This window comes from Pseudomonas sp. LAMO17WK12:I1 (genome assembly GCF_900177315.1).
GTDB classification, from domain to species: Bacteria; Pseudomonadota; Gammaproteobacteria; order Pseudomonadales; family Pseudomonadaceae; genus Aquipseudomonas; species Aquipseudomonas marginalis.
The window spans coordinates 216,140-238,215 of record NZ_FWZV01000003.1 but is presented as its reverse complement, the minus strand read 5'-3'; the positions used below and the strand labels follow the sequence as shown (position 1 = coordinate 238,215).

23 protein-coding genes are annotated in these 22,076 nt (G+C 62.6%); 7 read left to right on the top strand and 16 right to left on the bottom strand.

Going from position 1 to position 22,076, the window contains the following annotated elements; genetic code table 11:
- Positions 1-208: 208 nt before the first annotated feature.
- The 3 genes from B9N88_RS06220 (at position 209) to B9N88_RS06210 (ending at position 4,790) form a co-directional block, all read left to right on the top strand.
- Complete coding sequence (locus B9N88_RS06220) at positions 209-796, top strand: UPF0149 family protein (RefSeq protein WP_027603822.1); 588 nt, start codon at positions 209-211, stop codon at positions 794-796.
- Positions 797-816: 20 nt separating this feature from the next.
- On the top strand, positions 817-1,200 hold the full coding sequence (locus B9N88_RS06215) for a YbaN family protein (protein ID WP_027603821.1): 384 nt from the start codon (positions 817-819) through the stop codon (positions 1,198-1,200).
- 119 nt (positions 1,201-1,319) lie between these two features.
- Positions 1,320-4,790, top strand: coding sequence for a hybrid sensor histidine kinase/response regulator (locus B9N88_RS06210; RefSeq protein ID WP_027603820.1), 3,471 nt, complete (start codon positions 1,320-1,322; stop codon positions 4,788-4,790).
- Between the two features lie 62 nt (positions 4,791-4,852).
- Here B9N88_RS06210 and rmuC read toward each other — a convergent pair whose 3' ends face one another.
- On the bottom strand, positions 4,853-6,217 hold the full coding sequence (gene rmuC, locus B9N88_RS06205; RefSeq protein ID WP_174562748.1) for a DNA recombination protein RmuC: 1,365 nt from the start codon (positions 6,215-6,217) through the stop codon (positions 4,853-4,855).
- A 175-nt stretch (positions 6,218-6,392) separates the two neighbouring features.
- The gene (locus B9N88_RS06200) at positions 6,393-6,716 is read right to left on the bottom strand and encodes an SEL1-like repeat protein (protein ID WP_043293316.1); all 324 of its coding nucleotides are present in this window, start codon (positions 6,714-6,716) and stop codon (positions 6,393-6,395) included.
- Between the two features lie 457 nt (positions 6,717-7,173).
- Here B9N88_RS06200 and B9N88_RS06195 point away from each other — a divergent pair, with 457 nt between their 5' ends.
- The 4 genes from B9N88_RS06195 to B9N88_RS06175 all read left to right on the top strand — a co-directional run bounded on the left by B9N88_RS06195 (position 7,174) and on the right by B9N88_RS06175 (position 10,337).
- Complete coding sequence (locus B9N88_RS06195; RefSeq protein WP_027603817.1) at positions 7,174-7,479, top strand: hypothetical protein; 306 nt, start codon at positions 7,174-7,176, stop codon at positions 7,477-7,479.
- Positions 7,480-7,923: 444 nt separating this feature from the next.
- A complete protein-coding gene (locus tag B9N88_RS06185; RefSeq protein ID WP_010563939.1) occupies positions 7,924-8,145 on the top strand; it encodes a hypothetical protein in 222 nt (73 codons plus the stop codon).
- A 279-nt stretch (positions 8,146-8,424) separates the two neighbouring features.
- Positions 8,425-8,907, top strand: coding sequence for a hypothetical protein (locus B9N88_RS06180; protein ID WP_027603816.1), 483 nt, complete (start codon positions 8,425-8,427; stop codon positions 8,905-8,907).
- Positions 8,908-9,053: 146 nt separating this feature from the next.
- A complete protein-coding gene (locus B9N88_RS06175) occupies positions 9,054-10,337 on the top strand; it encodes an OmpP1/FadL family transporter (protein ID WP_027603815.1) in 1,284 nt (427 codons plus the stop codon).
- Positions 10,338-10,402: 65 nt separating this feature from the next.
- On the opposite strand, the gene B9N88_RS06170 is transcribed toward B9N88_RS06175, so the two are convergent.
- The 14 genes from B9N88_RS06170 to cobO form a co-directional block, all read right to left on the bottom strand.
- A complete protein-coding gene (locus B9N88_RS06170; protein WP_027603814.1) occupies positions 10,403-10,954 on the bottom strand; it encodes a glutathione peroxidase in 552 nt (183 codons plus the stop codon).
- Between the two features lie 35 nt (positions 10,955-10,989).
- The gene (locus B9N88_RS32865; RefSeq protein WP_256221084.1) at positions 10,990-11,112 is read right to left on the bottom strand and encodes a hypothetical protein; all 123 of its coding nucleotides are present in this window, start codon (positions 11,110-11,112) and stop codon (positions 10,990-10,992) included.
- Positions 11,109-12,308: an MFS transporter gene (locus B9N88_RS06165; protein ID WP_166655305.1), complete on the bottom strand. Its 1,200-nt coding sequence runs from the start codon at positions 12,306-12,308 to the stop codon at positions 11,109-11,111. Before B9N88_RS06165 ends, B9N88_RS32865 begins: the two co-directional genes overlap by 4 nt.
- A gap of 63 nt (positions 12,309-12,371) precedes the next feature.
- On the bottom strand, positions 12,372-12,776 hold the full coding sequence (locus B9N88_RS06160; protein WP_027603812.1) for a MarR family winged helix-turn-helix transcriptional regulator: 405 nt from the start codon (positions 12,774-12,776) through the stop codon (positions 12,372-12,374).
- Positions 12,777-12,818: 42 nt separating this feature from the next.
- Positions 12,819-13,547: an adenosylcobinamide-GDP ribazoletransferase gene (locus B9N88_RS06155; protein WP_027603811.1), complete on the bottom strand. Its 729-nt coding sequence runs from the start codon at positions 13,545-13,547 to the stop codon at positions 12,819-12,821.
- Between the two features lie 2 nt (positions 13,548-13,549).
- A complete protein-coding gene (gene cobC, locus B9N88_RS06150) occupies positions 13,550-14,125 on the bottom strand; it encodes an alpha-ribazole phosphatase family protein (protein ID WP_027603810.1) in 576 nt (191 codons plus the stop codon).
- Positions 14,122-15,177 (bottom strand): nicotinate-nucleotide--dimethylbenzimidazole phosphoribosyltransferase, encoded by a 1,056-nt coding sequence (gene cobT / locus B9N88_RS06145; RefSeq protein ID WP_027603809.1) that lies wholly within the window; start codon positions 15,175-15,177, stop codon positions 14,122-14,124. The genes cobC and cobT overlap by 4 nt, the downstream gene beginning before the upstream one ends.
- A complete protein-coding gene (gene cobU / locus B9N88_RS06140; RefSeq protein ID WP_027603808.1) occupies positions 15,174-15,695 on the bottom strand; it encodes a bifunctional adenosylcobinamide kinase/adenosylcobinamide-phosphate guanylyltransferase in 522 nt (173 codons plus the stop codon). Before cobU ends, cobT begins: the two co-directional genes overlap by 4 nt.
- 427 nt (positions 15,696-16,122) lie before the next feature.
- The gene (locus tag B9N88_RS06130) at positions 16,123-17,574 is read right to left on the bottom strand and encodes a cobyric acid synthase (protein WP_027603807.1); all 1,452 of its coding nucleotides are present in this window, start codon (positions 17,572-17,574) and stop codon (positions 16,123-16,125) included.
- Positions 17,571-18,560: a threonine-phosphate decarboxylase CobD gene (cobD, locus tag B9N88_RS06125; RefSeq protein WP_027603806.1), complete on the bottom strand. Its 990-nt coding sequence runs from the start codon at positions 18,558-18,560 to the stop codon at positions 17,571-17,573. The genes B9N88_RS06130 and cobD overlap by 4 nt, the downstream gene beginning before the upstream one ends.
- A complete protein-coding gene (gene cbiB, locus B9N88_RS06120) occupies positions 18,553-19,461 on the bottom strand; it encodes an adenosylcobinamide-phosphate synthase CbiB (protein WP_027603805.1) in 909 nt (302 codons plus the stop codon). The genes cobD and cbiB overlap by 8 nt, the downstream gene beginning before the upstream one ends.
- Entirely contained in the window at positions 19,458-20,108 is a 651-nt protein-coding gene (gene bluB, locus B9N88_RS06115) for a 5,6-dimethylbenzimidazole synthase (protein ID WP_027603804.1), read from the bottom strand. The genes cbiB and bluB overlap by 4 nt, the downstream gene beginning before the upstream one ends.
- A complete protein-coding gene (locus tag B9N88_RS06110; protein ID WP_027603803.1) occupies positions 20,105-21,454 on the bottom strand; it encodes a cobyrinate a,c-diamide synthase in 1,350 nt (449 codons plus the stop codon). The genes bluB and B9N88_RS06110 overlap by 4 nt, the downstream gene beginning before the upstream one ends.
- Positions 21,451-22,062: a cob(I)yrinic acid a,c-diamide adenosyltransferase gene (cobO, locus tag B9N88_RS06105; RefSeq protein ID WP_027603802.1), complete on the bottom strand. Its 612-nt coding sequence runs from the start codon at positions 22,060-22,062 to the stop codon at positions 21,451-21,453. The genes B9N88_RS06110 and cobO overlap by 4 nt, the downstream gene beginning before the upstream one ends.
- Positions 22,063-22,076: the final 14 nt, after the last annotated feature.

Below are 22,076 nucleotides of genomic sequence, written 5' to 3'. Positions count from 1 at the left end.
ATAATCCGTAAGCGAAGTTTTCTCGACCTGGCGCTTGGCCTGCAAGGGCATCACAAAACGCGGCAGTATACCCGAGCGTCATCCGGCAAAGGGTGCCGCTGACGAATTGCAGCCCGTCTCTAAAACCTGGCAAATATGCATGCCGACTGGCTTGGGCGCGCAAGAAAGCCTAGAATTCAGCATCGTTTATTCCCAAGGTAGTCCTTCAATGTCCTTCGCTGAGCAACTAACCCGCCTGCAAGCCTTCCTCGACGCCGATGAGCTGCATGACGAGGCGCTGGACTACGTGGCCGCCCACGGCTACCTGACCGCCCTGTCGATCTGCTCCGAGGTCGTTCCCGACCGTGAATGGATCGACGCACTGTTCGCCGAAGAGCCCCACTACGCCGACGCCGCCCAGCGCGAAGAAATCGAATCCACCCTGCTGGCCCTCAAGGCCCACATCTCTCGCCAACTGGCCTCCGATGAAGAGTTCGAGTTGCCGTGCGAGCTGGACCTGGGCGAGGAGCCGGACGACTCCGACCTGCGCGGCTGGTGCATCGGCTTCATGGAAGGTGTGTTCCTGCGTGAAGCCGCCTGGTTCGAAACCGCCGAGGAAGAAGTCAGTGAAATGCTCTTGCCGATCATGGTCGGTTCGGGGCTGTTCGAGGAAGAAGCTGAATTTTCCGACATCGCCGCCGACGCCAACCTGATGGACGACATGATCGTACAGATCCCGGAAGCCCTGACCGCCCTGTACCTGCTGTGCAACGCCCCTGACGAAAAACCGGCGATCCTCAAGCCACGCCACCACTGAGTCGCTTGCCCGTGACACCCATGGGCAATCGCTCGCTGCTCCTGCGCTACGTGCTGCTGGCCATCGGCTGGCTGAGCGTAGCGTTGGGAGTGATCGGTATTTTCCTGCCGGTATTGCCGACCACCCCCTTCCTCCTGCTCGCCGCCGCCTGCTTCGCTCGCAGCTCCCCGCGCTTCTACCAGTGGCTGGTGGAACACCCGCGCCTGGGCCCCTGGATTCGTGACTACCTGGACGGCAACGGCATCCCGCTCAAGGGCAAGGTCTACGCCATCGGCCTGATGTGGCTGAGTATCGGTTTTTCCTGCTACCTGGTGCCGTTGCCATGGGCACGTGGCTTCATGCTGACCAGCGCCGTGCTGGTGACAATCTACATCCTGCGCCAGAAAACCCTGCCACCGCGCTGAACGCCCACTGCGACATTAGATCCCACACGACCTTGGTCGACACTGACTAACCCCAGGCATCATGCGAGACTGTCCAACCGGGCCTGGAATGCCTGGGTGTTCTCATGCTCGGAGTTACCATGACGCTGTCCAGCGGGCTGATCGCCGCCGTTGCCCTGGCCTATATGGCCATTATGTTTGCCATCGCCTTCTACGGTGACCGCCGCCGTGCGCCGCTGCCGCCGCGCATGCGTGCCTGGGTCTATAGCCTGTCGCTGGCCGTCTACTGCACCAGCTGGACCTTCTTCGGCGCCGTAGGCCAGGCCGCCGAACAACTGTGGGCGTTCTTACCGATCTACCTGGGACCGGTGCTGTTGCTGGTGTTGGCACCCTGGGTCCTGCAGAAGATGATCCTGATCAGCAAGCAGGAAAACATCACCTCCATCGCCGACTTCATCGCCGCACGCTATGGCAAATCCCAGTCCCTGGCGGTGGTGGTCGCGCTGATCTGCCTGGTGGGCGTGCTGCCTTATATCGCCCTGCAACTCAAAGGCATCGTGCTGGGGGTCAACCTGCTGATTGGCGCAGGTGCCGACACCACCGGCACCCGCGCGCAAGACACCGCCTTGATCGTGTCCCTGGTGCTGGCGTTGTTCACCATTGTGTTCGGTACCCGCAACCTCGACGCCACCGAACACCACCGCGGCATGGTGCTGGCGATTGCGTTTGAATCGTTGGTGAAGCTGTTCGCCTTTCTCGCGGTCGGGGCGTTCGTGACCTACGGCCTGTACGACGGTTTCGGCGACCTGTTCAGCCAGGCGATGCTCGCGCCACGCCTGGAGGAATACTGGAAGGAAACCATCAACTGGCCGTCGATGGTGGTGCAGACCGGCGTCGCCATGATGGCGATCATCTGCTTGCCCCGGCAGTTCCATGTGACGGTCGTCGAGAACATCGACCCCCAGGATCTGCGCCTGGCCAAGTGGGTGTTTCCGGCCTACCTGATCCTCGCCGCGCTGTTTGTCGTGCCGATCGCCTTGGGCGGCAAAATGATGCTGCCCGGCTCGGTGCTGCCGGATTCCTACGTGATCAGCCTGCCCATGGCCGAAGCCCATCCGGCCCTCGCCGTGCTGGCGTTTATCGGCGGTGCGTCGGCGGCCACCGGCATGGTGATCGTGGCGAGCATCGCCTTGTCGACCATGGTCTCCAACGACATGCTGCTGCCCTGGCTGCTGCGCCGCTCCAGCGCCGAGCGACCGTTCGAAGTGTTCCGCCACTGGATGCTGTCGGTGCGCCGGGTCAGCATCGTGATCATCCTGCTGCTGGCGTATGTCAGCTACCGCCTGCTGGGCTCCACCGCGAGCCTGGCGACCATCGGCCAGATCGCGTTTGCCGCGGTGACTCAACTGGCCCCGGCCATGCTTGGCGCACTGTATTGGAAGCAAGCCAACCGACGCGGTGTATTTGCGGGGCTGGCGGCGGGTACGTTCCTGTGGTTCTACACCTTGGTCCTGCCGGTTACCGCGAAAAGCCTGGGTTGGTCCCTCGCCATTTTCCCGGGGCTGACGTGGATGCATTCGCACCCGCTCGGTTTGTCCGTCACCTCACTGACCCTGGGCACCGTGTTCTCCCTGACAGGTAACTTCACGCTGTTCGTGTGGGTGTCGATGCTGTCGCGCACGCGCGTGTCGGAACACTGGCAAGCCGGGCGCTTTATCGGCCAGGAAATCAGCCCGCGCGCCAATGCCCGCTCGATGCTGTCGGTACAGATCAGCGACCTGCTCAGCCTGGCCGCGCGGTTTGTCGGCGAAGAACGGGCCCAGCAGAGTTTTATCCGCTTCGCCTATCGCCAGGGCAAAGGCTTTAACCCCAACCAGAATGCCGACAACGACTGGATCGCCCACACCGAGCGATTGCTGGCCGGTGTGCTCGGTGCATCCTCGACCCGGGCCGTGGTGAAAGCGGCGATCGAAGGGCGGGAAATGCAGCTGGAAGACGTGGTACGCATCGCCGACGAAGCCTCGGAAGTGCTGCAATTCAATCGCGCCTTGCTGCAGGGTGCTATCGAGAACATCACCCAGGGCATCAGTGTGGTGGACCAGTCCCTCAAGCTGGTGGCCTGGAACCGGCGTTACCTGGAGTTGTTCAATTACCCGGACGGGCTGATCAGCGTAGGCCGACCGATTGCCGACATCATCCGCTACAACGCCGAGCGCGGCCTGTGCGGACCGGGCGAAGCCGAGGTCCACGTGGCACGCCGCCTGCACTGGATGCGCCAGGGCCGCGCGCATACCTCAGAGCGGCTGTTCCCGAATGGGCGGGTGATCGAGCTGATCGGCAACCCGATGCCCGGCGGCGGCTTCGTCATGAGCTTCACCGACATTACCGCGTTCCGCGAGGCCGAGCAGGCACTTACCGAGGCCAACGAAGGCCTCGAGCAACGGGTGACCGAGCGCACCCACGAACTGTCGCAGCTCAATGTGGCGCTCACCGATGCCAAGGGCGTTGCCGAGTCCGCCAGCCAGTCAAAGACCCGCTTCCTCGCGGCCGTCAGCCATGACCTGATGCAACCGCTGAACGCCGCCCGGCTGTTCTCCGCCGCCCTTTCCCACCAGAACGACGGCCTGTCCAGCGAAGCCCGGCAACTGGTACAGCACTTGGACAGCTCGCTGCGTTCGGCCGAAGACCTGATCAGCGACCTGCTGGATATCTCGCGCCTGGAAAACGGCAAGATCAACCCGCAGCGCCAGCCCTTTGTGCTCAACGAACTGTTCGACACCCTCGGCGCGGAATTCAAGGCCCTGGCCCAGGAACAAGGCCTGCGTTTTCGCCTGCGCGGCAGCCGCTTGCGCGTGGACAGTGACATCAAGTTGCTGCGGCGGATCCTGCAGAATTTCCTGACTAACGCTTTCCGGTATGCCGACGGCCCGGTGCTGCTGGGCGTACGTAGGCGCAAGGGCGAGCTGTGCCTGGAAGTCTGGGACCGAGGCCCTGGCATCCCGTTGGATAAACAGAAGGTGATCTTCGAAGAGTTCAAGCGCCTGGACAGCCACCAGACCCGCGCCGAGAAAGGCCTGGGCCTGGGCCTGGCGATTGCCGACGGCCTGTGCCGGGTGCTGGGCCATCGCTTGAGCGTACGCTCCTGGCCGGGCAAGGGCAGCGTGTTCAGCGTGCGTGTGCCGCTGGCACGCAACCAGGCCAGCCCGCAGGCCAAGCCTGCCCAGGAGAACGGCCTGCCGTTAAGCGGCGCGCAAGTGCTCTGCGTGGATAACGAAGAGAGCATCCTGATCGGTATGCGCAGCCTGCTGACACGCTGGGGCTGTGAAGTGTGGACCGCCACCGACCAGGCGCAATGTGCGGCGCTGCTGGAGCAAGGCGTACGCCCGCAACTGGCGCTGGTGGATTACCACCTCGACCACGGCGAGACTGGCACCGAGCTCATGGGCTGGCTGCGGGCGCAAATGGCGGAGCCGATTCCCGGCGTGGTCATCAGTGCCGACGGCCGCCCGGAGATGGTGGCAGAGGTGCACGCGGCAGGGCTGGATTACCTCGCCAAACCGGTGAAGCCCGCCGCGCTGCGGGCGTTGCTGAGTCGACACTTACCGCTGTAAACCGGATGTACTCAGTCAAAATTGGGGAGGGGGCTTGGCCCCTTCCACCTTTCGGATTGTGTTTATTCGGGAAGGTGCGCCACGCCGTCGGCGTCGGTCATCGCCCGCTCCAGCAAATCCGCCGGCAGGCTCTTGCTGGCACGCGCACCGAGCAACCTTAATTGCTCGGTGCGACTGACCAGGTTTCCGCGCCCATCTGTCAGCTTGTTCCGCGCCGCGCTGTAAGCCTTGTCCAATTGCTGTAGACGATTGCCCACTTCGTCCAGGTCCTGGATAAACAGCACGAACTTGTCGTACAGCCACCCGGCGCGTTCGGCGATTTCGCGGGCGTTCTGGCTTTGACGCTCTTGCTTCCAGAGACTGTCGATCACCCGCAGGGTGGCGAGCAGCGTCGTTGGGCTGACGATCACGATATGCCGGTCGAAGGCCTCTTGGAACAGATTCGGTTCGGCCTGCAAGGCCGCGGAAAAAGCGGCTTCGATCGGTACGAACAACAACACGAAATCCAGGCTGTGCAGGCCTTCCAGGCGTTTGTAATCCTTGCCGGCCAAGCCTTTGACGTGATTGCGCAGCGACAGTACGTGCTGCTTCAAGGCTGCCTGGCCGATCACCTCATCATCCGCCGCGACATACTGCTGGTACGCGGTCAGGCTGACCTTGGAATCCACCACCACCTGCTTGTCGCCGGGCAGCATGATCAGCACATCCGGTTGGAAGCGCTCACCGTCCGGGCCCTTCAAGCTGACCTGGGTCTGGTACTCGCGGCCCTTCTCCAGGCCGGCGTGTTCCAGCACCCGTTCGAGGATCAACTCACCCCAGTTGCCCTGGGTTTTCTGGCCCTTGAGGGCGCGGGTCAGGTTGGTGGCTTCGTCTGACAGACGCAGGTTCAGCTGCTGCAGGCGTTCAAGCTCCTTGGCCAGGGAAAAGCGCTCGCGAGCCTCGTTCTGATAGCTCTCTTCCACGCGTTTTTCGAAGGACTGGATGCGTTCCTTCAAGGGATCGAGCAACTGGCCAAGGCGCTCCTGGCTGGTCTCGGCAAAGCGCTGCTCACGCTCATCGAAGATCTTGCCGGCCAGCTCAGCGAATTGCGCACGCAACTCGTCCCGCGAGCCCTGCAGGTCGGCGAGGCGCTGCTGATGGCTTTCCTGCTGCTCGCGCAGTTCGGCGCGCAAGGCGGCCGACAATGCGTCGAGGCGGCGTAATTCGGTTTCCTTGGCGCTGCGGTCAAGGTTCCAGGCGTGGGCGGCGTCGCGGGCGTTGTCGCGGTCGATCTGCAACAGCTCGACCTCGCGGCGCACTGCAGCCAGGTCCGCTTGCTTGGCGGCGTTGGCCTGGCTCAGATCGCTGATTTCATCGCGACTGGCATCCAGTTGAGCGGCGAGGCCCTCCTGGGCCAGTTGCGCAGTGGCCAGGCGCTCTTCGAGCAGTTCCCAACCGGTGGTCCGCGCGGTCAACCGCCGCTGAATCTGCCAGCACACCGCCAATAAAGGCACTGCGGCGCCAGCCAGGCCCAGGGCAACACTGGTCCAGTCAAAAACCATAGCCATTTCTGCCATCACCGAAAAGGAGCAAGGTTAACCAAGCGTAGAGCGTGAGGACAGCTCAGTCTTCGACCTGACCCAGTTCCCGTTGGGCACGGCGGTCACCGGCACGGGCGGCCAGGCGCAGCAGATCGTGGCCGATGCGGCGGTCGCGGGCGTTGCCGCACTCGCGGCACATCAATTGGCCCAGACGGCTTTGCGCAGCCACTACGCCCTCACGGGCCGGCTGCTTGAGCAAGCGCCCGGCGAAGTGTTTGACGTTGGTGCTATGCCCCAGGCGGGGGCTGTCGAGCAACCACAGGGCGACTTTCAAGGAAAAACGCTTGGGTGCGGTAACAGTCTGGGGGGTGTCGGTAACAGAAGGTGATACTGAGCGAAACTTCATAAAGCACTGTGGGACAGAACGGAAGGCGCGCCACTCTACTCTTTTTTTCGCACAGGTAAAGCTGAAAAAACCCGGCACGCCCGTTCTAGAGCAAGCGCTCGGGACAATCCACAGAAGCTGTGGATAACTCAGTGGACAACCAGCCTTTAACTCGCGCAAAGGCCCATGGAACGGGGCCCGCAGTCAAACTGACGATTTTTTCACCAATAAAAAAAAGCCAGATTTTTCATTGACTTAAATTTCCATTGCAGGCAAATGGCAGCCCTGTCCAGCGATTGACAGCCTGGTTACACACGCCGCAACTAATGTGCACAAGTACCGACCCGATGGTTATATCCCCGGCTTTTTTTGAAGCGATAGCCCTCAAAAATGTTACCGCCGAGGCAAAACAGGGACTTTTCAAATCTTTGCCAGCTCGCCACACTGCCCGACGGACAACACAACGCTGAGTGGGCCGATGAAAGGAATGCTGTTATTCGCCGTGTTGTTACTCGCCATCTGTGCCATTTCATTAGGGATCAATGTCGTGCTGCCATCCCCGGATGGGGCATTGTTTGCCATTGCCATCCTGCTATCGGCCGCGTTCACCGCCGTGAGCCTGTGCATCGAGCTGGGTGAAGGGCGTATCGATGACATGGGCGATGTGATGAGGATGGTCGAGACCGGCCAATCCTTGCGCCTGACCCTGGCCGCCTATGGGTTGGGTTGTTCCCTGGCCGCCGCCGTCACGGTGCTGGTGTATCGCGGCCTGCTGGGCGGCTGATTGAAGTTTTTTGATTAACGCGCTTCCATTGCCTGTTTCAATCCGTTACTATCCGCAGCGTTAGTACCAAGCTGAAAGTCAATTCTGGTCGAACAACTCCCCTGAACAACACGGGATCGACCACCTCGATGGTTTCCAGGTATCACTTGCGACGACACTGCCTTTGAACAAGCAAAGGGTGCCGCGAAGTTTTCATACTCTGACCGAACCAACCTGCAAATTGATCAGGATCTTCACCCCGGGCCCAGAACCTTTGCCCTTGTTGTGTTGCCTGCCCTCCTAAGTACCTACCTGCCAGCCCAAGCGCGCCTAACTTAATCAGCGCTTCAAACTGGCTGCTTTGTTCCAGTCGGGTTCTTCGTTTGATCAATGGTGATCAACGTTACTGGAACGTTTTAACGTTGCACGGTTCTTATCCGTGTCATTTGTAGGAACACCAATAATATGTCCGCTATCCACACTCAGGATGCCATTCGCACCCTCACCAACGCTTTTGCCCCAATGAACTGCCTGATCATGGCCGCTCGCAAAGGCTGCTTCAGCTTCACCCTGGTCAACGAACATGGCATCGCCCGTCACAGCGAACGCCTGTACCCCGATCAATACTCCAGCGCTGAACCGCTGCAGGCGGTGATCGAGCGTACCCGTCAGGCACTGGTTGCCTGATCGACCCGAGTCGCTGAAACACAAAAAACCCTGTTTAAAACACAGGGTTTTTTATTGCCCGTCATTCTTGCCTCGAGTATTTGCACTAAGTTCAAATCGATATAAACGTTATAACTGGTTGAAGAAGATGTTTTAAAAACAGTCCTTTACCTCATGAATATGACACTACACTTCAACTCAAGCGGCATGATCCGCTTCCGACGAGCCTGAGAGCCGATCCACTGCTGCCAAGCCCCCTTTCTCAGGGCTCGTCGACCCTTTTCACGGATTGAGGCATGTATGGGTATCGCAGCCAGTGAATTGTGTCGTTATGTGATCCGGCCGACGCTGACGTACCTCGGCCAGCAGAGCCCCACGGCTGAGTCACTGCTGCTGGGTATCGCCGCCAGCCAGTCGGAATTGGGTTCTGCCCTGCATGATCGACGCGGCCACGGCCTGTACAGCATCACCGAACCTCGCCATCGCGCCTTGTGGGATAACTACCTGGCGCTCGACCCCGAGCGTGCCAGCCTGGTACGCGGGCTCGCCAGCCAACACGCCTTTCTCAGTGCGCCCCAACTGGAGCTCACCGTAAACCTGCGTTATGCCACGGCCATCGCCTGGCTCCTGGTCGAACAACACAGCCCCGCCCTGCCACCAGCCGGTGATGTTTTAGCCATGGCGCGTATCTGGAAAGAAATATTTCATCCTCAAGGAAGGCTGCGGGATTTCGCCCAGGCCTGGCAAACCTGTGTTTCGCCCTTGAATCACGCGACCTGCTGACCGGGCAATTTGCAAGATTCGGCAAAAAAGCCGAATTTTGGTCGGATTGTCCTACAAAACCGCTCTATCTCCTGCATTACAGCCTATAGCGCGATGTTAATTTTATTGATACTTTCCGCTGCGGTGATCACCACGGAGTTCTAATAATGAAAAAAGTAATGCTCAAGACCACACTTAGCCTCGCCGTTGCCATGGCATCCTCCCAACTGTTCGCAAGCGGTTTCGCACTGAACGAACAGAGTGTCAGCGGGATGGGTACGGGTTTCGCAGGCCGCTCTTCTTCTGCCGATGATGCAAGCACTGTCTACGGTAACCCTGCCGGTATGTCGCGCCTGAATGGCCAGCAAATCACCGGCGGTGTTGCTGCCATTGATGCGTCGACCGATATCAAGGACGCAAGTGGCCGCCCAAGCGGCTCAAACAAAGGTGATATGGTTCCGTTCACCGCGGTGCCATTCGGCTTCTACACCAATAAACTCAACGATCAGTGGGCCATCGGCTTCGGCGTCTATGCACCGTTCGGTCTGGTGACCGACTATGAAAACGGCTTCCAGGGTCGTGGCTTCGGCAGCAAGAGCGAAGTGAAGGTCATGACCTTCCAGCCGACTGTCAGCTATGCCTTCAACGACAAGGTTTCCATCGGTTTTGGTCCGACCATCAACCGCATCTCCGGGGTGTTGGAGTCGGACAAGACGCTGGTAATCGGCGCACCTTTCTCTGACACCAACGTCAAGATCAAGGGTGATGACACCGCACTGGGCTTCAATGTCGGTGTACTTGTACAAGCAACCGATACTACCCGAGTCGGCCTGACCTACCACTCCAAGGTCAACTACAAGCTTGAGGGGCACACCACCGTCAGTGGTCCGGCCCAGACTCAAGGCGCATTGCGCAACAATCGTTACGACGCCTCCTTGAAAATCGAGACTCCGGAATCCTACGACCTGTCTGTCACTCAAGACCTGACCGATGCCTGGAAACTGTACGGCGGCGCAACCTGGACACGCTGGAGCCGCCTGAAAGAGATCACCGTCAACAACGAAGGTGTGACCGCGACAAACGGTGGCGCCCTGGCCCCTAGCCGAATCGCCAACATCACCGAAGAACAAAACTGGCACGACACCTGGGCCTATGCCGTGGGTACCTCCTACCAGTTGACCAAGCAGGTGGTACTGCGTACCGGCCTGACCTTCGACCAGTCGCCAACCAACAACAAAGATCGTTCGCCACGTATTCCTACTGGCGACCGGACGATCTTCAGTGTGGGCCTGGGCTACAAGGTCATGGATAACATGACGGTCGACCTGGCGTACTCCTACCTCAAGGAAGAAGACGTCAAGGTCAATAACACCTCGCTGCCGTCCAACTACAGCGCCAAATACGAAAACAGTGCCAACGGTTTCGGCCTGGGCATGACCTACACCTTCTGATCCGGATGGGTGTAAAAAAGCCCCGCTCTCCCGCAAGGGAGGCGGGGCTTTTCAGTGCCCGATAATCAGGGTTTGGACGCTATGGCCTGCTCCACCGCCTTGATCAGGTCGGGGCTGTCCGGCTTGGTCAGGCTGGAGAAATCGGCAATCACCTTGCCCTGGCGGTCGACCACGTACTTGTAGAAATTCCACTTCGGCGCATTGCTCTGCTGCGCCAATACCTTGAACAGGTGCACCGCGTCCGGACCCTTGACCTTCTGCGGCTCGGTCATGGTGAAGGTCACGCCGTAGTTCACGTAGCAGACCTTGGCGGTTTCTTCGCCGGTCTTGGCTTCCTGCTTGAAGTCATCGGATGGCACGCCGATCACCTCCAACCCTTCATCCTTGTAGCGCTGATACAGCGCTTCGAGGCCTTTGAATTGCGGCGCGAACCCGCAAAAGCTTGCCGTGTTGACGATCACCAGGGGCTTGCCGGCAAAACGTTGGCACAGGTCGATGGATTCCTTGGCGCGCAACTTGGGCAGTTGCCCCTCCAGCAACGGCGGGCAATCGGCAGCCAACGCCACACCGCCAAAAGCAGCCATCAGCACAGGTACAGCCAGCCAGCGCATCTGCATGTCGAAAAGTCCTTTAAAAAGTTCAGGCACCGAACTTAACAGATCGACATACCCAGTTGCATCAACGCCAGGCCACCGCGCTGCCAGCCCCACCAGGCCAGGGCCAGCAACAGCGCGGTCGCGGCGGCCCCGCCACACCAATACCAGGTCGAACTCATGCCGCCTCCATCTGCGCCTGCAATCGCGCCACCGGCCGCTCACGCACCGGCCAATTCAGGGCTGCGGCGAGCACGCTCAACAGGATCGCGACTTGCCAGATCAAATCGTAGTTACCGGTTCGATCATAGACCACTCCGCCCAACCAGCCGCCAAGGAACGAGCCAAGCTGGTGGAAAAGGAACACGATCCCACCGAGCATGGAAAGGTTTCGCACCCCGAACAACGTGGCGACCGTGCCGTTGGTCAGCGGCACCGTGGACAGCCACAAAAAGCCCATGGCCATGCCGAACAGGTAGGCCGTGACTTCGGTCACCGGTGCCCACAGGAACAGGATGATCACCACCGCGCGCAGCAGGTACAACCCGGTCAACAGGCGCGGCTTGGACATGCGCCCGCCGAGCCAGCCGGCGGTGTAGGTACCGAAGATATTGAACAGCCCGATCAACGCCAACACCGTGGTACCGACGGTGGCCGGCAAGTGCTGGTCCACCAGGTAGGCCGGCAGGTGCACACCAATAAACACCACCTGGAAACCGCAGACGAAAAAGCCGAAGGCCAGCAGCCAGAACCCGGAGTGGGAGCAGGCTTCCTTCAAGGCTTCACCCAGGGTCTGCTGGCCGGCCATGACCGGCAGCGGGCGGTCCTTGAGCATGCTCACCAGCGGCAGGATCAGCGCCACCATCAAGCCCAGCGCCAGCAAGGCGGCCGACCAGCCCAGCCAACTGATCAAGCCCAACGTGCCCGGCACCATGGCGAACTGGCCAAACGAACCGGCGGCGCTGGCAATGCCCATGGCCATGCTGCGCTTTTCCGGCGCCACGGCGCGGCCGACCACACCCAGAATCACCGAAAACGATGTACCCGACAGGCCAATCCCGATCAGCAGGCCGGCACTCAAGGACAATGACCACGCCGAATCCGACAGGCCCATCAACACCAGGCCTGCGGCGTACAACACCCCGCCGACAAACACCGCCCTGGTGGCGCCGAACCGGTCGGCCAGGGCACCGGTAAACGGCTGCGCCAGGCCCCAGATCAGGTTCTGCAAGGCGATGGCAAAGGCAAAGGTCTCACGGCCCCAGCCGAATTCGCTGCTCATCGGCGCCAGGAACAGGCCGAACCCGTGCCGCACGCCCAAGGACAACGCCAGGATCAGCGCACTCCCCACAAGGATCCAACCACTGGTGCGCCACATCGACGTCATTTCTTATTCTCCGTTCGCGGGTATATACCCGCTTGTATTCGAACAAACCCGCGTTCAGGCGAGTTCATCCAGCAAGGCCAACAGGGTTTCGCGTTTTTCCGCGCCGAGTTGATCGATCAATTTCTGTTGCGCCGCCTCCCAGGCGGGTAACGCTGCCGCCAGGCGCTCTTCACCGGCGGCGGTCAACAGCACCAGGCGGTTGCGCAGGTCATCGCCCTCTACCATCCGCACCAGGCCCTCACCTTCCAACACCCGCAGGTTGCGCCCCAAGGTGCTGCGATCCAGGCCCATGGCGTCGGCCAGGCTGGAAATGCTCGGTTGATCGAGGCGCTGCAGGTTGCACAGCAAGGAATACTGGGCGACGTTGATCCCGAAGCCGTCGAGGGCGCCGTCGTAGTGCCTGCTGACGCCACGGGCGGCACGTCGCAGGTTGGTGCATAAACATTGGGAGGCAAGCATGGAACGTGTATATACCCGCGATTAAGGAAATGCAAGAAAGTGTTACAACGCCAAACCGACCAGAACAGCCACTTCCAGCAGCTCCAGCAGCGCGCCAGCGGTATCGCCTGTGGTGCCGCCGAGGCGATTGACCATCAGTTGGCGCAGGCCGATAAAACACACGGCCGCGAGCAGCACGGCGAGCCCCCCGCTGAAACCACCGATCAGGATGCAGGCCAGGCCACTGAGGATCAGCACCTGTTGCCCGACGACGCGCGGTAGATGATCCGACAACGCCTGGCCCAAGCCACCCGCTCGCACATAACGGGTGGTGAGAAACAACCCCAGCATCGACGCCCGGCCGATCAACGGCGCGAGAATCAACGCCACACCGTTGCGCTGTTCGATCAAGGCCACCAGTGCGGTGAACTTGAGCAGCAACACCAGGCCCAGGGTGACCACGGCAATCGGTCCGCTGCGCGGGTCTTTCATGATGCTGAGGGTGCGCTCGCGGTCGCCGAAGCCACCCAGCCAGGCGTCGGCGCTGTCCGCCAGGCCATCGAGATGCAGGCCGCCACTGAGCAACACCCAGGCCGTCAGCAGCAGCGCGGCGTGCAACAACAGCGGTGATCCGGTCAACAGCGTATTGAGGCCCCACAGCAGCACGCCGAACAGCAACCCGACCACGGGATAAAACAGCAACGAGCGCCCCAGTTCCTGCGGCTGCGGCATACCCGGCAGGCGAATCGGCAAACTGCTCAGGAACTGCACGGCGATCCAGAACGGCAGCATGCTCAGATTCCTTCCTTCAACACGCCATCGGCGCCGACCTGCAGGTTGAACAACCCACCATGAGCGACTTCGACATTCAGCAACTGCTCACGGGGCAGCCCCCGAGCCTGGGCCAACAGCAAACGCATTACCCCGCCGTGACTGATCAACAGCACACGCTCACCGGCATACGCCTTATGCAGGCGCAGGACGGCGCCCAAAACCCGCTGGGAAAACGCGCTGACCGGTTCGCCCTGGGGCGGCGTGAAGCTATAGGGATCGGCCCAGAACCGGCCCAGGCCTTCGGCGTCGGTCTCCATCAGCGCCGCCGCACTCTGCCCTTCCCAGGCACCGAAGTGCAGTTCCTGCAGGTCCTTTTCCAGGCTCACCGGCACATTCAACCGCGCGCCCAGTTCCTCCGCGAACCGCGCGCAGCGTTGCAGCGGCGAGCTGATCAGCCGATCCCAGGGCCCCTGCGCCAGCACGGCGGCGCGCATCTGTTCCCAGCCCTTGGCGGTCAATGCATCGTCAAGGCTGCCGCGCAGGCCGCCACCCAGTTCGGTTTCGCCATGGCGCAACAGGTCCAGGTGCAAAGTCATGCCGGACGATCTGCCACGGCCGCTTCGGCAAACGTCGCCATCTGCCCGTGCAGCGCACACGCCAGGCGCAGCAACGGTACCGCCAACGCCGCGCCACTGCCCTCGCCCAGGCGCAGGCCGAGTTCCAGCAACGGTTGTGCATCGAGGCTCTGCAAGACATGGCGATGGCCAGGCTCGGCACCGCGATGGCCGAACAGCAGCCAGTCGCGGCACGCCGGGTTCAAGCGCGTGGCGACCAGCGCCGCGACGGTGCAGATAAACCCATCCACCAACACCACGATGCCTTCCTGGGCACAGGCCAGGTAAGCCCCCACCAGGGCAGCGATTTCAAAGCCGCCGAGATTGCACAGGGTGTGCAGCGCATCCCCACGCTGCGCGGCATGCAGCGCCAGCGCGCGCTCGATCACCGCCACCTTGTGACTGACGCCTTGGGCATTCAATCCGGTGCCCGGGCCCGTCAGCTCGGCAACCTGGCAATCGAGCAAGGCGCAGGCCAGCGCACTGGCGGCGGTGGTGTTGCCGATGCCCATCTCACCGCCGACAAACAACTGCGCACCGCTTTCACGGGCGCGCAGCACACTGTCGCGACCCGCCTGCAATGCCAATCGGCCCTGGGCGCCGGTCATTGCCGGGCCCTTGACGAAATTGGCGGTGCCCGCGCCGATATTCAGGTGACGGACGCCGGGCAGGTTCAGCGAAGGGGTCACCGTACCGAGGTCGACCACTTCCAACTGCGCATCCAGTTGCCGCGCCAATACACTGATGGCCGCGCCACCGGTGACAAAGTTATGCAGCATCTGCCCGGTCACTTCCTGGGGAAACGCCGATACACCCTCGGCAACCACACCATGGTCACCGGCAAAGATGGCGATCCACAGCCGGTCCACCGACGGTTTGACCTGGCCCTGCAAGCCGGCCAATTGCACGGCCAGCGCTTCCAGCTGGCCCAGGGAACCGGCCGGCTTGGTCAATTGCTGCTGGCGCGCCAGGGCTTGTTCGTACGCCGAGGCGTCAATGGCCTTACAAGGGTTGAGCCACCAGGTGTCAGTCATAACGCAGTACCTTTCAACGTCAGGGGCAGGCCGGCAACCGTCAGGACAACACGCTGACAGCGCTCGGCCAAGGCTTGATGCAGCCAACCGGCTTCATCCACATAGCGGCGAGTCAATTCGCCCAGCGGCACGACACCCAGACCGGTCTCGTTGCTGACAAAAATAATTTCACCCGGCAGCACGGCCAGGCTTTCCAGCAATTGATCGCGCTCGAACGCCAGGCGCTGCGCGTCTTCGAGCATCAGCAGGTTGGTCAACCACAGGGTCAGGCAATCCACCAGCAGGCAACGACCGGGCGCGGCGTTTTCGCGTAGCACACACGCCAGCTCGACAGGTTCTTCGATCAAACCCCAGTGATCAGGGCGACGCTCGCGATGCAAGGCAACGCGGGCATTCATCTCGCCGTCAAGCGGTTGGCTGGTGGCGATATAGATGACGGGCAAAGCGCTGTCGCTGGCGAGCTTTTCGGCCAAGCGGCTTTTACCGGAACGGGCGCCGCCTAAAATCAGTTGAAGCATGAGACACCCCCTACCCACCCACCCATCCACGATGCGCAGCGAGTCGTTTTTGATCTGGCTTTTGATCTGAGGTCGCCCCGTAAACCACGCTGGCCGAACGCAGGCTTGAATCCGTGGGTAACCCGGCAGGACGCCGGGTTAGCCGCACCGGGCCAGGGATGGCCCATTGCGGCGGCCCACGGATTCAAGCCGGAGTGAGGGCACACCGAGCCCAAGCGAGGTGCCGAGTGGTGGGGCGAAGGCCTTTTGCTTACTTTTGGGCCTTTCCAAAAGTGAGCCGCTGTAAGAGCGGAACCATAAGTGGCCGTTACCGCAGGAATGGATATGTACTCGGTATACCCGAACAATTCAGCACCTGATACACCGCTATCGGGGGCAAGTCGAATCGTCGCACCGCTCCTCCCACATTTGAACCGTGTGTACACCCTTAAACCCCACACAGTTTGCGCAACAAATCGGTATCCAAGTGGTTCTCCACCAGATCCGCCAGGCGCTCGATATCGCGCTCGCGCAGGGCGTGATAATCCACCGCCTGCACATCCTGCAACCCGGCCCAACGCAGCAACGCACCGCAGGCCGCCGGGGTCTCGAACACGCCATGCAGATACGTGCCAAGAATCTGCCCATCAGCACTGTGCGCGCCGTCACGGCGACCGTCCTCCAGCAGCACGGCGGCGTTCTCCAGGGCAACGCCGCATGTCACGCCGGCATGGATCTCATAGCCACTGACCTCGGCGTCCTCCAGCAACAAGCGCCCGCGGACATTACGCAACTGTTTCTCGGCTTCCAGGGTGGTACTGAACGCCAGCAGCCCCAAGCCGTCGCTGGAACCGGCCGGCCCTTCCAGGCCCAACGGGTCGTGTACCTGCTCACCGAGCATCTGCAAGCCGCCGCAAATCCCCAGCACCTTGCCGCCGTAGCGCAAGTGCCGCGCCACGGCGGTGTCCCAGCCATGGGCACGCAGGTACGCGAGGTCGCTGCGCACGCTTTTCGAGCCCGGCAGGATGACCAGGTCGGCGGCCGGAATCGGCTGGCCCGGCCCGATGAACTGCAAATCCACTTGGGGATGCAGGCGCAGCGGATCGAAATCCGTGTGGTTGCTGATGCGCGGCAACACCGGCACCACCACCTTGAGCACCTGCGCCGCCTTGTCGATCTGACGTTGGTCGATGCCGTCCTCGGCTTCCAGGTGCAGGTCCATCACGTAGGGCAATACGCCCACCACCGGTTTGCCGGTGCGTGCCTCCAACCAGTCCAGGCCCGGTTGCAGCAGTGCGATGTCGCCGCGAAAACGGTTGATGATGAAGCCCTTGACCCGCGCCTGTTCGCTGGGAGAGAGCAGTTCCAGGGTGCCGACCAGATGGGCGAACACCCCGCCGCGATTGATGTCGGCAATCAGCAGCACCGGGCAATCCACCGCTTCGGCGAAGCCCATGTTGGCGATGTCATTGGCGCGCAGGTTGATCTCCGCCGGGGAGCCTGCGCCTTCCACCATCACCACCGGGTAGGCTTCGCTCAACCGCGCGTGGGAGGCCAGCACCGCCTGCATCGCGATGGCTTTGTAGTCGTGATAGGCCACCGCGTTCATGCTGGTCACGGCGCGGCCATGGATGATCACCTGGGAGCCGGTGTCGCTGTTGGGCTTGAGCAGCACCGGGTTCATGTCGGTGTGGGGCGCCAGGTTGGCCGCCTGGGCCTGCACCGCCTGGGCGCGGCCGATCTCGCCGCCTTCGGCTGTCACGGCGCTGTTGAGCGCCATGTTCTGCGGCTTGAACGGCACCACGGCAATGCCCTGGCGTACCAGCCAGCGGCACAACGCCGTCACCAGGGTACTTTTACCGGCATCGGAGGTGGTGCCTTGCACCATCAGCGTCGTCATGAGGCGTCCTTGTAGGCCGCCAGCGCTTCGTCAAGGCGCAGCCAGTCGGCCTCGGTGTCGGGCAGGCCAAACCGTACGCTGCTGTTGTGCACAAACAGGCGCAGCAAGATACCGCGCTGGGCCATGAATTCGTGCATGCGTTCGGCGTGCGGGGTGATCAGCCATTGGAACAACGCGCAGCCGCCCTGGGGTTGAAAGCCACGGCGTTCGAGCAGTTCAAACAAACGCTGGCCGGCCTCGATGCAGCGTGCCCGCTGCCGCGCATGGCCGGCGGTATCGCGCAGGCACACTTGCCCCAGCACCCGCGTCGGCCCGCTGACGGCCCAGGGCCCGACCTGTTCGGCCAGCAACTTGAGCAGCCTGCGCTCGGCCAGCACAAAGCCCAGGCGCACCCCGGCCAGGCCGAAAAACTTGCCGAACGAACGCAGCACAATCAGGCCGACCTGATGGGCCTGGCTCGCCAGGCTCAACTGCGGGGTGACATCCATGAACGCTTCGTCCACCACCAGCCAGCCGCCGCGCTGGGCCAGCCTTGTGTGCCAATCCAGCAGGCGTTGCGGGGCCAGGCTCAGTCCGGTGGGGTTATTGGGATTGACCACCACCAGCACGTCGAGGACGTCGAGGAAGAAGTCGACTTCCTGCTCCTGCACTTCACGCACCACGTAGCCGGCACGCCGCCAGGCCTCGGCATGTTCGGCGTAGCACGGCGACAGCACGCCGACCTTGCCGGCACGGCGCAGGCGCGGCAGCAACTGAATCGCCGCCTGGGAGCCGGGCACCGGCAGGACATGCGCAGCGCCGAAATACTCGCTGGCCGCCTGTTCCAGGCCGTCGTCCGATTCCGGCAAGCGCGCCCAGGCCCGCAGCGGAATCTCCGGGATCGGCCATGGCCAGGGTGCGAGGCCGCTGGACAGGTCCAGCCAATCGTCCTCGGCAATCCCGTACTGAATCGCTGCCTTGCGCAGCCGGCCACCGTGCTCAAGCATAAAATTGCCCCCCCACGCAGAGAATCAGCAACCACAACCATACGCCGCGCTGCACCAGTTGCCAGCCGCGGTCGATAGAGTCGGCATCCGCCGCCGGGCCTTCGCCCAGTGGCGGACGCTGGTGCACCTGGCCGTGGTAAATCGCGGCACCGCCCAGCTCAACACCCAACGCGCCCGCGCCGGATGCCATCACCGGCCCGGCATTGGGGCTGTCCCAGGTCGGCCCCTGGGTGCGCCAGCATTTGAGGGCCAGGCGGGTTTTGCCCAGCACGGCGTAGGTCAAGGCCACCAGGCGTGCAGGCACATAGTTGAGTACATCGTCGATCTTGGCCGCGGCCCAACCGAAACGCTCGAAGCGTTCGTTGCGATAGCCCCACATCGCGTCGAGCGTATTGCTCAGGCGGTAGAGCACCACGCCCGGCACGCCGGCGACGACAAACCAGAACAACGCGGCAAACACCGCATCGCTGCCGTTTTCCAGCACCGATTCGGTGGCGGCGCGGGCGACTTCGGTGCGGTCCAGTTCACTGGTCTGGCGGCTGACCAGGTAGCTCACCCGTGTGCGGGCCGCGTCGAGGTCATCGCTGCGTAGGGCCTGGGCCACCGGGATCACGTGCTCGCCGAGGCTGCGCATGCCGAGGGCGCAGTACAACGCGAGGATCTCCAGGACCCAGCCGATATACGGCGCCCACGACAACGCGGTGGCCAGCAGGGTCAACGGCACCACGGCGATAACCCATGCGGTCACGCCATGGCTGCGCCAGCCCCGGCCACCGCTGTTGAAACGCTGCTCGATGCGCCCGGCAAAATTGCCGAACGCCACCAGCGGATGCCAGCGCCTGGGCTCGCCCAGCAGCGCATCCAGCGCCACTGCTGCGACACACAGCAAGGCCACACTCATTGACTCACTCCCCACGCGTTTTCATACACCATGTCACTCAACGGCCGAGGCTCGGTCCAGCCTTCGAGCTGCAACATCGGTGCCGGGTAAAACTCCGTCACCGGCCCCAGGCACAAGACCGCCAGGGGTTTCGCGCCGGGCGGCAGGCCCAGCAGGTCGGCCAGGGCCTGGGGGTCGAACAGCGAGACCCAGCCCATGCCCAACCCCTCGACCCGCGCCGCCAGCCACAGGTTCTGGATCGCACAGGACAGCGACGCCAGGTCCATCTCCGGCAAGGTGCGCCGCCCGAAGATGTGGCGCTCGCGATCATCCATCAACGCCGCCACCAGCACTTCGGCGCAGTCGTGGATGCCTTCGACCTTGAGCTTCATGAACGCATCGGAGCGCTCGCCCAACGCCACGGCGGTGCGCACGCGTTCTTCTTCCACCAACTGTTGAATCCGGCTGCGCAATGCGCGGTCGCTGATGCGGATAAACCGCCAGGGCTGCATCAGGCCGACACTGGGGGCCTGGTGCGCGGCCTGGAGCAGGCGATGCAGCAATTCGGGCGCAACACTGCCACCGCTGAAGTGGCGCATGTCGCGGCGTTCGGCGATGGCGCGGTAGACGGCGTCGCGGTCGGCCTGGGGGAAAGCGTTGTCGGTCATGGCCCTATCGGGGGCAAGCCCCCTCCCACAGTGGATGGGGTTTCAGCTCGGTCCGGGGCAAACAACGCGGCTACCGCCGTCGGATTCGACGGGAAATAGAAGTGCACGTAAGAGGCCGTCATCCGCCCCTGCCGGAACACCGCTTCGGCACCGCGCCCACCGTTCGGGCTCAGGCCACGGGCAATCGGCTGGCACTCGGTGCTGGTCAGGGAATGGTGATACGTGTGCCCGCGCAGCACGCCTTCCGGCAATTCGACGCTTTGCAGGGCGAGGGCCGCGAGTTTCTTTTGCATCACCGCATCGCCTTGCAGCAGGCCGACCAGTTCGGCGCGGGTGCCGTCGACATCGGTGAGCGAATCCAGCAGGTAGAGCATGCCGCCACACTCGGCGAGCAAGGGTTTGCCGGCGGCATGGTGGTTACGAATGGCGTCAAGCATCGGCGTGTTTTGCGACAGCGCCTGGTGGTGCAATTCCGGGTAACCGCCGGGCAAGTACAGGCTGTCAGCCTCGGGCAGTTGGCAATCATGGATCGGCGAGAAAAACGTCAGTTCGGCCCCCATCGCCCGCAGCAGGTCGAGGCTGGCGCCATAGGTGAAGGCGAAGGCTTCGTCACGGGCCACCGCAATGCGCACACCGGCCAGCAACGGCTCGGCCTCGATCACTTCCGGCGCGGCGAAGGTCACCGGTGGCGGCAATGCGACTTCGCAGCTGCTGCCCAGGGCCTGGGCGGCGGCGTCCAGGCGCACGTCGAGGTCATTCAGCTCGCTGGCCTGCACCAGGCCCAAATGGCGGCTGGGCAGTTCGATCCCGGTTTCGCGGGACAGGGCGCCATACCAGCGCAAGCCTTCGGTGAGGCTGCCTTCCAGCAACTGCGCATGGCGCAGGGTACCGACGCGGTTGGCCAGTACCCCGGCAAACGGCAGGTCCGGCTGATAACGCGCCAGGCCCAGGGCCAGGGCGCCAAAGGTCTGGGCCATGGCGGTGCCGTCGATCACACCGAGCACCGGCACGCCGAAATGCCGCGCCAGGTCGGCGCTGGACGGTGTGCCATCGAACAGGCCCATCACGCCTTCAATCAGGATCAGGTCGGCCTCACCCGCCGCTTCCCACAGCAGCCGACGACTTTCCTGCTCGCCCACCATCCACATGTCCAATTGATACACCGGCGCACCGCTGGCGCGCTCGTGGATCATCGGGTCCAGGAAATCCGGGCCGCATTTGAACACGCGTACCCTGCGCCCCAGGTTGCGGTGCAAACGGGCCAGCGCGGCGGTGACGGTGGTTTTGCCCTGGCCGGACGCCGGTGCGGCGATCAGGACGGCCGGGCAATGACGGGGCTGATTCAAAGTTCGACGCCCTTCTGTGCCTTGATCCCGGCCTGGAACGCGTGCTTGAGCATGCCCATTTCAGTGACGGTGTCGCCCATTTCGATCAGTTCAGGCTTGGCGCCACGGCCGGTGACGACCACGTGCTGCATCGGCGGACGCGCTTGCAGGTCGCTGAGGACCTGGTCCAAGTCGAGGTAACCATGCTTGAGGGCGATGTTCAGCTCATCCAGCACCACCAGGCCGATGGTGGGGTCTTGCAGCAGCTCACGGGACACGGCCCAGGCGGCTTCGGCGGCGGCGATATCGCGCTGGCGGTCCTGGGTCTCCCAGGTGAAGCCTTCGCCCATCACGTGGAAACGCACTTGCTCGGGGAAGCGGCGGAAGAACAACTCCTCACCGGTGCTGTTGCGCCCCTTGATGAACTGCACCACACCGCACTGCATGCCGTGGCCCATGGCGCGCGCAAGCATGCCGAATGCCGAGCTGCTCTTGCCTTTGCCGTTGCCGGTCAGCACCAGCAGCAAGCCGCACTCATTGGGGGAATTGGCGATGCGCTCGTCGATCACGGCTTTTTTGCGCAGCATGCGCGCCAGGTGGCGTTCGTCGCGGTCGGGGGTATCGGTCATGGCAGCTCTCCATT